Raw genomic sequence first — 14,613 nt, 5'->3', positions numbered from 1 at the left:
CGTTTACCGCCGGCCGTATTGGCGACCGTGGCCAGCCAACCGTGGGACGTCGGCGGACTCGGATGGCCACCACCGGGCTGACATTGCATCAGCATGGTTTGTGGTCCCGAATACACCCCGTTCCCGGGCGATACACACGCCATACAGAGCTGGAGGTCTGATGCGTGTGCAAATGCATCGGCGCTGGAAATCTCACGGACGCCTGCAATGTTCAGGCTACGTGTGACAACTGCGATGATTTGTTCAAAACGCATTTCAAACCTCCCGGCACCGTTGAGTGGTGCGGCGTGGAGCAAAGACGAAAAAAATGAATGAGCGGACCTGCCGACAATCACGCCCGAAAAGACGCGATGCTGCGGATGCGGTAACATGCCGCTTGATGGCGGGGTCTGCGGACCTGCGTTAACGGTAACGCACGTCGACTCCAAAAGCCAGTGAAATCTCACGTGCCTGTGGTAGTTGATCGTACAGAGTGAACCGAAAAAGAAAGGTTCGCGCGAAAATAAATCAATTTTTGTTTTGGCCCCCATGCGTGCAGACAGTTCAACGCCGACAGCGGCCCGCTCGCCCGAATCGCGGCAGTTGCGTCGGCTCCCCTGGCAGCATGCCTGGCGGCTGGGAGCACAGATCGGCGGCCCGCTCGGCCGCCACGCCCTTGAATTGTTGCTGCCGTCGACCTGCCGGCTGTGTGACGCCTGCGTCGCCCCCGGCCAAGACTTTTGCGGCGAATGCCAGGTCCAGCTCCAATCGAGTGAGCAGCGGATGCGGTCGGCTTGCCGACGCTGTGGGCACCCCGGGGCCGGCCAATTCACTGCGATGCCCGTCACTGCGATGCCCGTCACTGCGGCTTCCGAAGAGGCCGCCGCGGCGTGTTCTGACCAGGCCACCGGCTCCGACCGCTGCCAGCGTTGCCGGCGCGAGTCGTATGCGTTTGACGGTTGTATCGCCCTGTGGAGCTACGACGGACTGGTGCGAAACGCGGTCGTCGCGGCAAAATACGGCAGCCAGGTGTCACTGGCCGACGCGTTGGGGCGGCGGCTGGCCGAATGCATCGTCGATGTGATCGGCGGCCTCGGGCGCAGCCGCCAGGACATCCCGACCGGCGACCTGCCAAGCGAACCCCGGCCAAACGACCCCCAATCGCTGGACGTCCCGGACTTGGTGACCGCGGTCCCTTCGCACCTGTGGCGTCGCATCCAGCGAGGCGCCGGTGGCAGCCGCGTGCTGGCCCGGACGGTCGCCAGGGCCCTGCGCCGGGAATGGCCCCGGCTGCGGCACGGGAACCTGCTGGCCACGACCCGGAAGACCAAGAAACAGGCCTGGCTGGGGGAAAAGGAGCGGAGCCGGAACGTGGAGGGCGCTTTTTGTGTCTCCCGCCCGCTTTGGCCAGGCGGCCGCCACCGGATCGCCGGACGGCACGTTCTGCTGATTGACGATGTGATGACCACCGGTGCCACGGCGGCGGAAAATGCCAAGGTGCTTAAACAGGCCGGGGCGCGCCGTGTGACCGTCGCCGTCGTTGCACGCGCCTGCTCGTGACGACCGAGTGTCGTGTTTTCGGCAATTTCATCGGAAAGAATCCTGACCTTTGGCCGAATCGCAGAGAAGGGATTGTAGGCGGGGTTTGTGACCGATCCGACCGATCGGCGACGCCGAGACGGGCTGGAAGTCTGGTTTTTCGATGCGATGATTCTTGCGAAGATGTCGAATGTGCGTACTTTGAGGGTTATCCGCGGGGGCGAGTGGCCGGCGCCGCCGAGAAAACCGATCACGACTTGCCACCGTAGCGTACAGTTGCTTCTCACCACCAACGCACTGATTTCGATTTGCCTGATTCAAACGCACCAAATTCAAACGCACTCGCTGTGAACGAACACGACGAAATCGACCACGCCTCACGATCGGTCAGCGTGCGAAACATTTTGGTTCGCGGGCTGGGGGTGGTGCTGCCACCGTTGCTGACGATTCTGGTGCTGATCTGGGCCTGGAAAACGATCGAAACGTATGTCCTGCGGCCGACCGAATGGGTCGTCCAAGAGGGGCTGGTCCTGGGCGCAGAATACTTTGACGGCACCCTGACCGAGATCCCCGACGGCGCCGTGACGGAGCCCGACGGCGGGTTCAGCACGTACACGTTTTTGGGCTACAGCAAGTATGTGCCGGACCCGACCGGACGCCGCTATCTGCCCGAAGAGATCGTCGACACCGTCCACGAGAACGCCGACCAGTTTACCGCTGATGCCAAACCGTTGGTTTCGGCCAACGCCTACTGGCACCGCTACATCCAACTCAGCTGGATGCAGCGCCAGTACGTCGTCCCGGTGTTTCTGATCGTGTTCCTGACCGTGCTTTATTTCATGGGACGGTTGTTCACCTTTCGGCTGGGCCGCTGGTTCTTTCGCGGGTTCGATTCGGCCATCCTGCGGATCCCCTTCGTCAACAAGGTGTATGGCGGCGTGAAGCAGGTGACCGATTTCGCGTTCAGTGAACGGGAGATCGAATTCAACAACGTCGTCGCGGTTCAGTACCCCAGCAAGGGAATTTGGTCGCTGGGATTCGTCACCGGCAACAGCGTCCGCCAGCTGCGCGACGCGACCGGCGATGAGATGATGAGCGTGCTGATGCCGACCAGCCCGATGCCGATGACCGGGTTCACGGTCACGGTCCGCCGCAGCGACACCATCGACATCGACATGACCGTCGACGAAGCGATCCAGTTCGTCGTCAGTTGCGGCGTGGTCATCCCACCGAACCAACGCGTCAACGGGACGACAGATCGAAAACCGCGACCGGCGGGAAAGCTTCGTGACGGCGCGGTCATCTTGCCCGGCGGCCCCCAGACCGAACCCTCCGGCGACCACTCGACCGTCTGACCCGCCCTACGACTTGTAGATCTCGGGGTTCAGCGACGGATCGTTGTACATTTTCATCTGGCGATACGTCTTGTGTCGCTTCTTTCCCGCCAACAGATCGGCCAGCAATTCCTGCAGCGAATTGGACAGATCGGCGTGTTGCTGTTCACACAGATCGATGCGCTGGGCAACCATCGCGCGGTGCGCCGCATCGGCATCGTCGCGTTCGAGTTGCTCGCGGTAGTGGTACAACCGCAGTGACATGATCGACAGACGATCGATCGCACTGCCCGCGGTTTCGGTGTTGATCGGCGCGCCGTCGGCCGGCCGGACGTGCCGCTTTTCCAGCAGCTCGGTGATCGCGTCGTCCAGCTTCTCGATCATGTCGTTGCGTTGCTGATTCAGTTGGTCGATCGCCCGCTTCACCTCGGCGATCTTGACGTCGTCGGCGGTCGGGCTGCGGGCGATGTCCTCCTGGTGCCAGAGCCGATAGTTGTATTCGTGCTGCTTGCACACCAGTTGCTTGAACCCGTCGTAGCCGTTTTCGATCGGCCCCTGGTGCCAATCGACCACGGTGTCGATTTGCAGCTGCGTGATTTCTGAAACCGGTGGCAATTGGGTTGCCGCGATGGTGGATGCTGACATGGTGCGGGGGTACCGGAAAGAAGCCGGGGCGAGCGAGGGAACAACAGGTTGCGCCCCATTGTGCGGATTCTCGCAAGCGGTGGCGAGAGCAATCCGACGAAGAGATTCGGCAAACGCTGGTGTTCTAACCTTTCGGCGATTCCCCTGTCGCTGCTTGGCAGCGACAAACGTCGGCCACAGGACCGACCAGCTTAGGGCGATCTTTTTTCTCAGGGTACGATGGCCCTTCCGGACCGACGCCCGTGGGGCTCGGCGCGACGACCTAGAAAGGACGTCGCACGCCCCTCCGACGGCCACCGCTTACCCGTTCGATCAAATCGTTTGGATCAGGAGACTTCTTTTTCGTCGATCCAGGACATCATTTTTCGCAGTCCGCGACCGATCTGCTCCACGCCGTGGTCGCGTTCGCGACGGCGAGTGGCTTTGAAGAACGCCGCTCCACCGCGGTTTTCCAGGATCCAGTTTCGGGCGAAGGTGCCGTTTTGGATCTCTTCCAAGACCCGCTTCATCTCGGCCTTGGTTTCGTCGGTGATGATGCGGGGGCCGGTGACGTAATCGCCGTATTCGGCCGTGTTGCTGATGCTGTAACGCATGTAGCTCAATCCGCCCTGGTACAACAGGTCGACGATCAGCTTCAGCTCGTGCATGCACTCGAAGTAGGCCATTTCGGGCTGGTAGCCGGCTTCGACCAGCGTTTCAAACCCTGCCTTGACCAGCTCGCTGACGCCGCCGCACAGCACCACTTGTTCGCCGAACAGGTCGGTTTCGGTTTCTTCCATGAACGAGGTTTCGATGACGCCGCCGCGGGTTCCGCCGATGCCCTTGGCATAGGCCAAACCGATTTGCTTGGTGGTCTCGGAGGCACCTTCGCCGAGTGCGATCAAGGCCGGCACGCCGCCGCCCTTTTCGTACTCGCTGCGGACCAGGTGTCCCGGGCCCTTGGGGGCGACCAACAGCGTGTCGATCCCTTCCGGGGGCGCGATCTGACCGAAGTGGATGTTGAACCCGTGCGAGCACATCAGCACGTTGCCTTTGGACAGGTTCGGCTGGATGGATTCGCGATAGACGTCGGCCTGGACTTCATCGGGCAACAGGATGTTGATCACGTCGGCTTCTTTGGTCGCCTCGGCGATCGACTTGGGCTCAAAGCCGTGAGCGACGGCCAGGTCATAGTTGGCCGAACCGGGGCGTTGACCGATGATCACATTGACGCCGCTGTCGCGCAGGTTTTGTGCTTGGGCGTGGCCTTGGGATCCGTAGCCGAGGATCGCGACCGTCTTGCCTTTGAGGTGCGAAAGATCGGCGTCGTTGTCGTAGTAGATTGTGGCTGCCATGAGAGAAATGGTCTCGATCGTGTTTGGAAGGGTGGTTTCTAGGGAGATGGTCCAGGGAGATTTCGCTGGCCCTGTTTCTCGCCGCAGCGGCGAGACGGTGTGTTGTTCATTCCGCCGATGTTGACGGCCCGCGGCGACGCAGCGGTCACGGCGGGTGGATCAGGCGGTCGGCCTGCCGGTCATCGCTAGGCGGTCGCCTGGGTCGTTTCGTCGGCGATCGCGATCTCCGAATCGCTGCGGACCATCGCGACTCGACCGGTACGGACCAATTCGGTGATCCCGTAGGGCCGAACGCGTTCGATGAACGCCTGGACCTTGTTCTCGCGACCGCTGATTTCGATCATCAATTCTTCCGGACCGACATCGACGATGCGGCCGCGAAAGATATCGACCAACTCACGAATCTCCGCCCGCTTGGGGCCCGAAGGTGCCTGGACCTTCAACAGCAATAAATCGCGTTCGACGAAATCTCGGCTGCTGACGTCGATGACGCGTACGACCGTGACAATCTTCTCCAGCTGCTTGCGTACCTGCTCTAGCACTCGGTCGTCACCGACGACGACGAAAGTCATGCGAGAGAGCGTTTTGTTTTCGGTTTCACCGACTGCGAGCGAGTCGATGTTGAAGCCACGCGAGGCAAGCATCCCAGAAATGTGGGCGAGTACCCCGGGAACGTTCTGGACCAGAGCGGAGAGAACGTGTCGCTGAGTGGGGCTGGGCATCTGACCGGTTTTGACCGTGTTTGGAGAAAGAAAGTCCTGAAATTTGAGCCCGGTAGGATAATTTTGCGAGCACCGGCCAGCAAGGGCAGCGCCGATAACTGGCCGAAAAGCCCGGTTCTGACCGGATTTCGAGCACGGCGACGGGATCGGGAAACGAAAAATGCCCCGAAAGACTGCTCGAGGCAGAATGATTCGGGGCAGAATGATGGCGGATGGGATTGGTGCCGGCTGCCCCCCAAGCGCGGATGCGGATTCCCTCCGAAACCCCTCGCCCTGAATGCGCATCAAATCAAGATGCGGCGGCGGCGAACTCCTGAAGACACCCTCCCTGCCGAGGTCATGCGATTTTTAATCTCATCGATACACGGCGTATGCGCGCCTCCCCCCTGGCAGCAAGCTTGCTTTCAGGCGGTGCGTTCGGACAGGAGGCCTGGAGGAACCGCCCCCCCAAGGATCGCAGCGCGAACCCACGGATGTGATGCGGACTGGGAACTGTGGGTTCGCGCTGCTAACCGTGGGCAATCGACCTCCCTGTGGTTCAGGGCGGCCAGAAAAATCTGCAAAAACCATTTCGAATTAAAGACTTAGAAACCGCATGACCTCTGCCAGTGAGGGTTTCGTCTTAACTTGATGCCCATGCCCCTCGAGACCGGTAAGGCTGATTTCGATTTTCGATGCGAGCTGCCGACTGGCTTGTTCACCCCACGCGTTGCTTCCAAACGTCGCTGCTGATCACTTCGCTGATGAACATCTGCTGGGCGACCAGGATCGATTGCTGCAGTTCTTCGGCGGTCGCCTTGCCGGCATCGTTTTCGACGGTCAACGTCCCGGTCGCGTCGCGTAAGAATTCGACCTTGTAACCGCGATGGAACGCTTGCCGGGCCGTCGTGTCGCAACACATGTGGGTCATGTAGCCGGCGATGCTGACCGTGTCGATTCCGTTTTCCTTGAGCCATTGGTCCAGATTTGTCCCGGTGAACGATCCCGGCAACTGCTTGTCGATCAACACGTCGCGGGGACGCGCGTTGACTTCGTCGTGTAATTGCCACATCTCGGAATCCTTGCGAAAGATCGGTGACTCGGGATCGGCTTGGTGATGGCGAATGACCACCGTGGGCACCTTGGCGTCGGCTGCGCGGTCCATTACATCCAGGATGCATTCCAGGTGACCGGCGGGATGCGTGACCGGCAGCGCCCCGTCGAAGTATTCCCGCTGGACATCGATCACCAATAACGCTCGCGACATTGTGAAGCCTCTTTTGTGGTTGTGGATTGACGCGGTGAGTTTAGCCGATCGGATCGATGCGGAGGGCATGCACGTCAGCCGTAGCAACGCTTGCCAGAGCGTGGGAATCGCCGAGGCCACCACGTTCTGGCAAGCGTTGCTACCAATGACGCAGCGGTTCACGAAAAAACCTCGCCTCTGCCAGAGGGCAAAGACGAGGTTTTGGAACCCGAGAATTGAATCAGCCGATCAGAAGGCCACCGGCGCCGGGATCGCGGAGATGCCGCTGCCGAATTGGCGATAGTAGTCGGAGGCATCGACGGTGGGCTCGGCCTGGGGTGCGGCGACCGGTGCCGGAATGGCGGGCGATGGGGTCGCGGGCGTCGGGGTGGGCATCGGCGCCGCCGGTGCGGCGGCACAACCGCTGTCGCAACCGTGCCCGCCACAGCAGGCTCCTGTTCCGCAACCAGCCGTGCCGCAACCGCCACACGGCTTCTTTTCCGCCGTCCAAGTGTACTTGCAAGCCGGGCAGGTGTATTTCTCCGGTTTCAGCACACAGATTCTGCGGACGCGAGCACCGTTGTGGACGCAATTGGTGCAGCCGAGACCGTCGCAGGCGTTGCAGGAGGCACAGGCGGCTTTCTTGGCTTTTTGCCAGGGGAACACGACGCGGGGAATGCAAATCACTTTGGATTCGACGTGGAAACAAGTCTTTTCTTCGTCAACCACCTCTGCATCGAGCTTGCAAACGTGGTCACACACGGGGCAGCAAGAACAGCCGGTTTGATCGAGCAGTTTTCCGCCCAGGGCCAGCGCTTGGTTGGAACTGGTCAAGTAAAGGGCCACTGCCAGCAGCAGCCCGGCCTGGATCGTTTTTTGAATGGACATGACTTCGTTCGGTAAATGGAATGGTTTGTTGAAACGCCGTGGCAGACGTTGGACATGCGGTTGGATCGTTAGAAGTCGATCATGTAGCGGAAACCGAGAATGCTAAAGTCACCGTCGATGCCGGCGGCAAGCGGCACGGCCGAGCGACCTTGACCGGCGTTTTCGATTTCGCCCATCACCAAGTTGGCTTGAATCTTGGAGTACGCCGTCCAGTACCAGTTCAGACCGGCCGTGACCGTGTACCCTTGTCCGCCGCGGATATCGGAGTCGGACAGGTCCAAGTAGTCGGCACGCAGACCGAGGCCCAGTGCCCCCCAACCGCGTCCGGTTCCGCCGGTGCAGCGATCGACGACGAAGAAGTTTTCGAAGGGTTTGACCCGATCGATCGTTCCCGCGCTTCGCTTCAGCGGGATATGCTCGCCGGTCAGGAAGTAGTGCGCGAACAGGTAGCCGCCGTGGAACGTCAGGTCGCTGCCGTTGAATCCGCCCAACGCATCCCGTTGCAGCCAGGTGGTGAAGTACTCACCGGTGATCTGGAGCGCGCCGATGTTCAACATCGATTCGAAAGCGAGTTGTTGGTAGCCTTCGGCACCGAGGATTCGACCGGTGTTCCACCACCGTGAATCGCTTCGCGCCTCCGGTCGGGTACGGAAACGTGCTTCGTTGGCATTCTGGTCGTTATCCAGCTGGCCGTCGCCGTCGGTTTGGTTGACCGACCCGGCGATGGCACAGTGCCAATAACCGCGTCCGCCGCTGATGTCGTCGTACCAGGGACTGGCCGACAAACGGCCATATAATCCCGCCTCGTCAAAGTCACCGCGATAGCGTCCGTCGGTGCTGATGTTTTCCAGCAAGAATGCACCGTAGCGCCAATGGATCGATTCGTCGTCGGTCAAACCGTACATACAGACGCCCAGCCGACGTGCATCTTCGTTGAACGTTTCAACCGCCAGCGGCCGTTCGGCGAACACGTTGTGACGGCTACTGTTGAGGTGGTCCAAACCGATCGGTCGCTTCTGATTCCCGATCAACAGGACTTGATTGTGCGGCAACTCGTTGAACCCCAGATAGACGTCCTTCATTTCCGCCGAGCTGGGATTGTTGAAGTCGATCTGGATCCGCCATTCCATGTTTCCGGGGACGTCTCCGGAAAGCTCCATCCGAATTCGACGGAAGTCCCAACGATCTTCCGGGTCGTCTGTCGGATCGCCGGTTTCCAGTTCGTTGATCCCTGCGTCACTATCAAGGAAGTTCCAGTTGTCCAGGTGAACCCGCCCGTTGAACTTCAGGACGGGCTTTTTTTTCTTGGCGTCGGCTTCGCTCTTGAGTTTGTCCTGGTACTTCTGCCAGGACGATTCCAAATCGCCGACCCGCCCGAGCAGTTTTTCATAGTCTTCCAGCGGAACAGTGCCGCCATCGACGACCGCGTCCGAAGCCGAAGGCTCGGACTCGATCAGCGCCCCGGCATCGGCCGAGCCGAGCGTCGCCGTGCGATAGATCGGCGCCGAGTTGTCGCTCGGCAAGCCAAACAGATTGTCGTCGGCGTCTGCCGCCGCAGTGCCAAAGCACGTCGCCAGCGCAAGCGCGAGCGAAAAGCGCCGCGTGCGCACACCAAGAGTCTTTTTCATCGCTTCGTTGTCATCCGTGAGCAGTCGTGACGAGCGTTGTGTACCGATCCGTCGGTACATCCTTTTGGCCCCCGCCAACAATTCCTGGCATCGTCCGTTGCTCGGATCAACGATTTGCCGGTGTACGGAGATTTTGGCCGGAGCCGGAAAGGGTGGTCGGAGCACGCGACCGACCGTTCATCACGGCTCAGAACGCACAACCCGGAGCGTCGCTACGCTTTGACAATTTCGGCTGTCATTTCGCGAACAACCGTCGCATCTTTTCACCCTTCCGGCCCTCGATGAAGATCCCATGAAGGCGGTGTGAAGAAACCGAGGTTACGACGCGATCAACTCAAGGTAGCCGATCAACGCCCGGGGCGATTCGGAATCCACGTTTTGCACCGCGATCGCCAACAGTTCGCTCGCTGCCGAGCGGCGGTCGGATGGAGTGACCCCGGCGGCATCGAGCCTGGCGGTCATTTCATCCATCACAGCCACAGTGAAACTGGATTGCGACGTGGTCTGATTCTTGATCGCCCGCAGCGCCCCGATCACCGCCGAATCGTTCAGTTGGGCGTTTCGATCGGCGACGGCCAGCGCGGCTTCGATCATCAACCGGGGGGCGTCGGCACCGTCCGAGACTTGCCGCCGCGTCTCGGTCGGTTTCGACTCCGGTCCTTGCCCTTGGTCGGACAACTTTCGACGCCGACGGCGACGGTCGGCGGCCTTCAGCTTGGCGTGCAACTTTGATGATTTCGGCATGGTGCTAACCCCGCGCTCTGGCGGCGGAAATGTAGTCATTCGCCCCTGTCTTGATAGGCAACGCGTCAACCCCGAGTTTAATCCGTCACGAATCGCGAAAGTATTCCTTCCCGGGCTCCGTCACAGGATCCAATAAGCATTGCCGCTTCTGTCGGTTGTGCCGTTGATGATTAGCCGATCCTGCGGCGTGGAGCGAGGATTTGAAGCACACGGCCGGTTCGATGAGCTAGTTTCGAGAAACCAGTTCTGACCGACCGCTCTTGGGGCCCGCTCTCGCGCATGATCCACGTTCAACATCTGACCAAGACGTACGAGGATCTCCAACGGGGGCGCTTCGTGGCGGTCGATGGCATCTCGTTTTCGGTTCAGCGGGGCGAGATCTTTGGGCTGCTGGGCCCCAACGGGGCCGGCAAGACCACCGTGCTGCGGATGCTCAGTACGGTGCTCGAACCCACCGAAGGAATCGCCACGGTCGCCGGCTATGACGTCGTCCGCGACTCGGCCGAGGTCCGTCGCAACATCGGCTTTGTCAGCAACAACACCGCCATCTACGACCGCATGACGGCCTGGGAGATGGTGGAGTACTTCGGGCGTCTTCACGGCATGCGGTCGGACCATTTGAAGGACCGATTAGAAGACCTGTTTGACCAGTTGCGGATGAACGACTTTCGCGACGTCCCCGGCGGCAAGATGTCCACGGGCATGAAGCAGAAGGTTTCGATCGCCAGGGCCATGATTCACGACCCGCCGGTGCTGGTGTTTGACGAGGCGACGTTGGGCTTGGATGTCTTGGTCGCCCGCAATCTGTTGGGCGTGATCCGCTCGCTCCGCGAGGCCGGCAAGTGCCTGATTTTTTCAACCCACATCATGAGCGAAGTCGAACGGTTGTGTGATCGGATCGCGATCATGTACTGCGGCAAAATTCTCGACAGCGGCACCTTGGAAGAACTCCGTGACCGCCATCGCGAAGACGATTTTGAAGAGCTGTTCTTTGGGCTGCTCAGCCAACACGAACACGAGATGCGGATCGGCGGACAAAACGAGCCCGCGTCGATGGCCGAACGAGCGGCGGGAGAGCACCTGGTATGAGCGATTCGTCCAAGGCGATTCGGCGCAGGGCGGCGACGGCAGGAAAGCCGCGACTGGCCGCGGTCTGGCTGATCTACCTGCGTGAAATGCGCGACCAACTGCGTGACCGCCGCACGCTGTTCACGATCGCCGTGCTGCCGATCATGCTGTATCCGCTGGTCGGCATGCTGTTGCTGCAGATCGCACAATTCACGCGTCAAAACCCGACGTCGGTCTGTGTCGTCGGCACCGAAAACATCGCCGACGCGCCACAGCTGTTTGACGGCGAAACCTTCGCCCCGAATCTGATCGAACAACCCGCGGCGTTGGAGCTGTTGACGTATCGCTGGGACGAACTTTCCGGCGACCGACCGGTTCGCGAAAAGGCCAATCAGTGGGTCAAGACCGGCGCGTTCGACTTGGTCGTGTTGATCCCGCCCGCCTTCAAAGAGATCGGCCTGATGGGCGACATCGGACGGATGGGGGACTTCGTCGGCGGGGAAATCAAGTCGCCCCCGAACGACAACGAGGTCGGTGCGGACATCGAGTTGCTGTTCAACGTGGGCAGCGATCAGTCGGTCGTCGCCAAAGGCCGCGTGGCCGGCGTGTTGGCCGCCTGGCGCGCCGAGTGGATCAAGGAGCGGCTCTCCGGCGTCGGCATCGACGCCGAAGTGTTGCTGCCGTTTGAGTGGTCCGACCAGAACATCGCCCCCGAACGCACGCGTGAGGCGGCGTTCTGGAGCAAGTTGTTGCCGTTCATCATGTTGGTCTGGGCGATGACCGGCGCGTTTTATCCGGCCGTCGATTTGGTCGCCGGAGAGAAGGAACGCGGGACGCTGGAGACCTTGTTGTGCAGCCCGGCGCTGCGGAGCGAAATCGTGTGGGGAAAACTCGGCGCGGTCGCTTCGTTCAGCATGCTGACGGCGCTACTCAATGCCGGCAGCATGCTCGTGACCAGTTCCCTGGTGTTCCAACACATGGGCGTCGGAGCCGCCGGCGGCTCGCTGGGCGCGCCGCCCCTGGTCCCGATGCTGTGGCTGTTCGTCGCCCTGGTCCCGCTGTCTTGCCTGTTCAGCGCGTTGGCACTGGCGGTCGCGGCGATGGCGCAAAGCAGTAAAGAGGGCCAGTACTACCTGATGCCGCTGATGATGGTGACGTTGCCGCTGGTGATGTTGCCGATGTTGCCCGGCACGACACTCAATATCGGAACCAGCCTGATCCCCGTCTCCGGTATGTTTCTGTTGGTCCGCGCCCTGGTCGAAGGCCAATACGCGACGGCATTGTTCTATGTCCCGATGGTGGCGACGGTCACCGGGTGTTGCTTGTGGCTGGCGGCCCGCTGGGCCCGTCGCCAGTTCGAAGACGAATCCGTGTTGTTCGGCGGCGGCGAACAATGGGAACTGGGCATGTGGGTGCGTCACCTGTGGCGCGACCGACAACTCGCCGCGACGCCCGCGCAAGCCTATGCCTGTGGCGCGATCATCCTGGTCACCCTGTTCTTCGCCCGATTGACCATCACCGAAATGCCGCAAGACCTGACCGGGATTGCGAAACTGGTGATGATGCCCCAGGTGTTGATCGTCTTTCCGGCACTGATCATGGCGACGATGATGACCAAGTCGGTTCGTCAAAGCCTAAGAATCCGCATGCCTCACTGGACGACGCTGCCGTTGGCCGTCCTGTTCGGCGTCACGTTGCACCCCAGTTACGTGATGCTGTCCAAGATGATCAACCACGTCTATCCGGTCAGCGAAGAAGCCGCCGCGGCGATGAAGCCGTTCGCCGAGCAGATCGCATCGGCACCCTGGACGACCGTCGTGCTGCTGATGGCGTTGCTGCCGGCGATTTGCGAAGAACTCGCCTTTCGAGGGTTCATCTTCGGCGGGCTGGTCCGCGAGAAAGGCAAACTGCGCGCGGTCGTGTTGACCGCCATCATGTTCGGAATCTCACACGGCGTCCTGCAGCAATCGATCGCCGCATCGGTGATGGGCATCGCACTCGGGTGGATCACGCTGCGAACCGGCAGCATCCTCCCCTGCATCCTGATCCACTTCACCAACAATGCGTTGTCGGTGTCACTGGAACGGATCACCGAAAGCGGCTGGGCGGGCGCGTCGGTGTTCCTGACCCAGACCGATTTGGGGCCGTCGTATCAACCGTTCTGGACGTTGATCAGCATGGGGATCGCCACGACGTGCCTGCTGTACTTCGGCACGGTCTCGCCGGCGACCGATGAAAGCGAATCGGAATTCATCGGTTCGCACCACGACTATGTCGATCCGACGGCGTCGCTGGCCTCGGCCTAGGGACTCGTCGCAATTTGGTTCGCAAGTGGCGGAACTCACCAAGGGCCGGTTGACGTCATCTGATCATCCGTGGGATTAGCCGTTTCGCACTAGCGTACGGGCCTCAACGACCAAGAAAAACCGCCCGGGCCCGCAGGCTCGCGCCATACGGCTGACACATCAACAAGCCCGTCAACTGTCTCGACCGCCGGCAAAATAGTCCGGCGACTCGCCGAAAGCCTTGGCGGCTTCCGCTACGGATCGTCCCGATGTTGCAACGGCAAAGAAACGCTGACGTCAATCCGACTGCGTCCAGTATCGGAACGCCCGCATGGTTTGGCGGGCCGCTTCGTGGGGATCGGGCCAGGGGAACGCTTCGGCGCACAAGTAGCCTCGATAGCCGATCGTCCGCAAGGCTTCGATGATTCGACCGTATTGCATGTGGCCGTAGCCGACCGGTCGGCGGTTGCTGTCGACGAAGTGGATGTGGCCGACCAAATCACCGCCGGTCACCAACGCATCGGCGATGTCGGTTTCTTCGATGCCCATGTGAAACAGGTCGCACAACAGCCGCACATTGGAAGTCGACAGCGAACGCAGCAATTCCACGCCCTGGGCGACGGTACAGCACTGATTCGTTTCGTAGCGATTCAGCGGCTCGTAAATCAGCGGCACGTTGTACTGGCTGGCATGCTGTCCGCCGTCCTCCAGGGCTTCGGCCAGGTAGGCCAGGGCGGTCTTGGAGTCCACGTCCCCCTCGCTGCGTCCCTGCATCGAACCGATGATCGCCATCGCGCCAAATCCGCCGGCCGCATCGATGATGGTTCGCACGAACGCGCGGGCATCGGCGCGTTTCTTCGGATCCGGATCGGCCAGCTGCAAACGATGTTTGACCCATCCGGCACCGGTGCCCAGTGCGGCCAGACGCACGCCGGCTGCGTCAAGCAGATTGCCCAGAGAATCCAAATTCAGCGATTCGACCGACGGGGCAAAGATTTCGACCGCGTCATAGCCGAGTTCTCCCGCAAACGCGATCGACTTTTCCAGCCCGTCCCACAACACGAACGGACCGCCACGAGCTTCTTCGACCAAAGAAATGGTGATACAAGATTTCATCAGACCGCCAAATTAAAAGAGAACAAATAGAACTATCGTCGGTGAATTCATTTTAGGGTTCGCACGGGGCAGCGAACGTGGGATGCGGCGACGCTCGCCGGAGCGA

Annotated in this window: 12 protein-coding genes; 4 read left to right on the top strand and 8 right to left on the bottom strand. The window is 60.8% G+C overall.

Annotation, left to right across the window (positions count from 1 at the left end; genetic code table 11):
* Nucleotides 1-528: 528 nt before the first annotated feature.
* Both H1B37_RS12665 and H1B37_RS12660 read left to right on the top strand, forming a co-directional pair.
* Nucleotides 529-1,539, top strand: coding sequence for a ComFC family protein (locus H1B37_RS12665; protein ID WP_182867032.1), 1,011 nt, complete (start codon nt 529-531; stop codon nt 1,537-1,539).
* Between the two features lie 326 nt (nt 1,540-1,865).
* Nucleotides 1,866-2,873 (top strand): DUF502 domain-containing protein, encoded by a 1,008-nt coding sequence (locus H1B37_RS12660; protein ID WP_353620827.1) that lies wholly within the window; start codon nt 1,866-1,868, stop codon nt 2,871-2,873.
* Nucleotides 2,874-2,879: 6 nt separating this feature from the next.
* On the opposite strand, the gene H1B37_RS12655 is transcribed toward H1B37_RS12660, so the two are convergent.
* From H1B37_RS12655 to H1B37_RS12625, 7 genes are all read right to left on the bottom strand, one after another.
* Entirely contained in the window at nt 2,880-3,497 is a 618-nt protein-coding gene (locus tag H1B37_RS12655; protein ID WP_182867030.1) for a DUF4254 domain-containing protein, read from the bottom strand.
* A 326-nt stretch (nt 3,498-3,823) separates the two neighbouring features.
* Complete coding sequence (gene ilvC / locus H1B37_RS12650; RefSeq protein ID WP_182867029.1) at nt 3,824-4,831, bottom strand: ketol-acid reductoisomerase; 1,008 nt, start codon at nt 4,829-4,831, stop codon at nt 3,824-3,826.
* A gap of 185 nt (nt 4,832-5,016) precedes the next feature.
* The gene (ilvN, locus tag H1B37_RS12645) at nt 5,017-5,553 is read right to left on the bottom strand and encodes an acetolactate synthase small subunit (RefSeq protein ID WP_182867028.1); all 537 of its coding nucleotides are present in this window, start codon (nt 5,551-5,553) and stop codon (nt 5,017-5,019) included.
* Between the two features lie 697 nt (nt 5,554-6,250).
* Nucleotides 6,251-6,799, bottom strand: a complete 549-nt coding sequence (locus H1B37_RS12640; protein ID WP_182867027.1) for a cysteine hydrolase family protein — start codon at nt 6,797-6,799, stop codon at nt 6,251-6,253.
* 228 nt (nt 6,800-7,027) lie between these two features.
* Nucleotides 7,028-7,666 (bottom strand): hypothetical protein, encoded by a 639-nt coding sequence (locus H1B37_RS12635; protein WP_182867135.1) that lies wholly within the window; start codon nt 7,664-7,666, stop codon nt 7,028-7,030.
* 68 nt (nt 7,667-7,734) lie between these two features.
* Nucleotides 7,735-9,294 (bottom strand): OprO/OprP family phosphate-selective porin, encoded by a 1,560-nt coding sequence (locus H1B37_RS12630; RefSeq protein ID WP_182867026.1) that lies wholly within the window; start codon nt 9,292-9,294, stop codon nt 7,735-7,737.
* Between the two features lie 318 nt (nt 9,295-9,612).
* Nucleotides 9,613-10,038 carry a hypothetical protein gene (locus H1B37_RS12625; RefSeq protein ID WP_182867025.1) on the bottom strand — a complete coding sequence of 142 codons (426 nt, stop codon included), beginning with the start codon at nt 10,036-10,038 and terminating at the stop codon, nt 9,613-9,615.
* A 279-nt stretch (nt 10,039-10,317) separates the two neighbouring features.
* On the opposite strand from H1B37_RS12625, the gene H1B37_RS12620 reads away from it, so the two are divergent.
* Nucleotides 10,318-11,127: an ATP-binding cassette domain-containing protein gene (locus H1B37_RS12620; RefSeq protein ID WP_182867024.1), complete on the top strand. Its 810-nt coding sequence runs from the start codon at nt 10,318-10,320 to the stop codon at nt 11,125-11,127.
* On the top strand, nt 11,124-13,412 hold the full coding sequence (locus H1B37_RS12615; RefSeq protein WP_182867023.1) for an ABC transporter permease subunit/CPBP intramembrane protease: 2,289 nt from the start codon (nt 11,124-11,126) through the stop codon (nt 13,410-13,412). Before H1B37_RS12620 ends, H1B37_RS12615 begins: the two co-directional genes overlap by 4 nt.
* 276 nt (nt 13,413-13,688) lie before the next feature.
* Here the strand turns inward: H1B37_RS12615 and H1B37_RS12610 are convergent, their stop codons facing one another.
* Complete coding sequence (locus H1B37_RS12610) at nt 13,689-14,507, bottom strand: sugar phosphate isomerase/epimerase family protein (protein WP_182867022.1); 819 nt, start codon at nt 14,505-14,507, stop codon at nt 13,689-13,691.
* Nucleotides 14,508-14,613 lie beyond the last annotated feature (106 nt).

The organism is Stieleria mannarensis (genome assembly GCF_014154935.1).
Taxonomy (GTDB): domain Bacteria; phylum Planctomycetota; class Planctomycetia; order Pirellulales; family Pirellulaceae; genus Stieleria; species Stieleria mannarensis.
The sequence above is the reverse complement of the archived record's forward strand: the minus strand, read 5'-3'. Positions and strand labels throughout refer to the sequence as shown.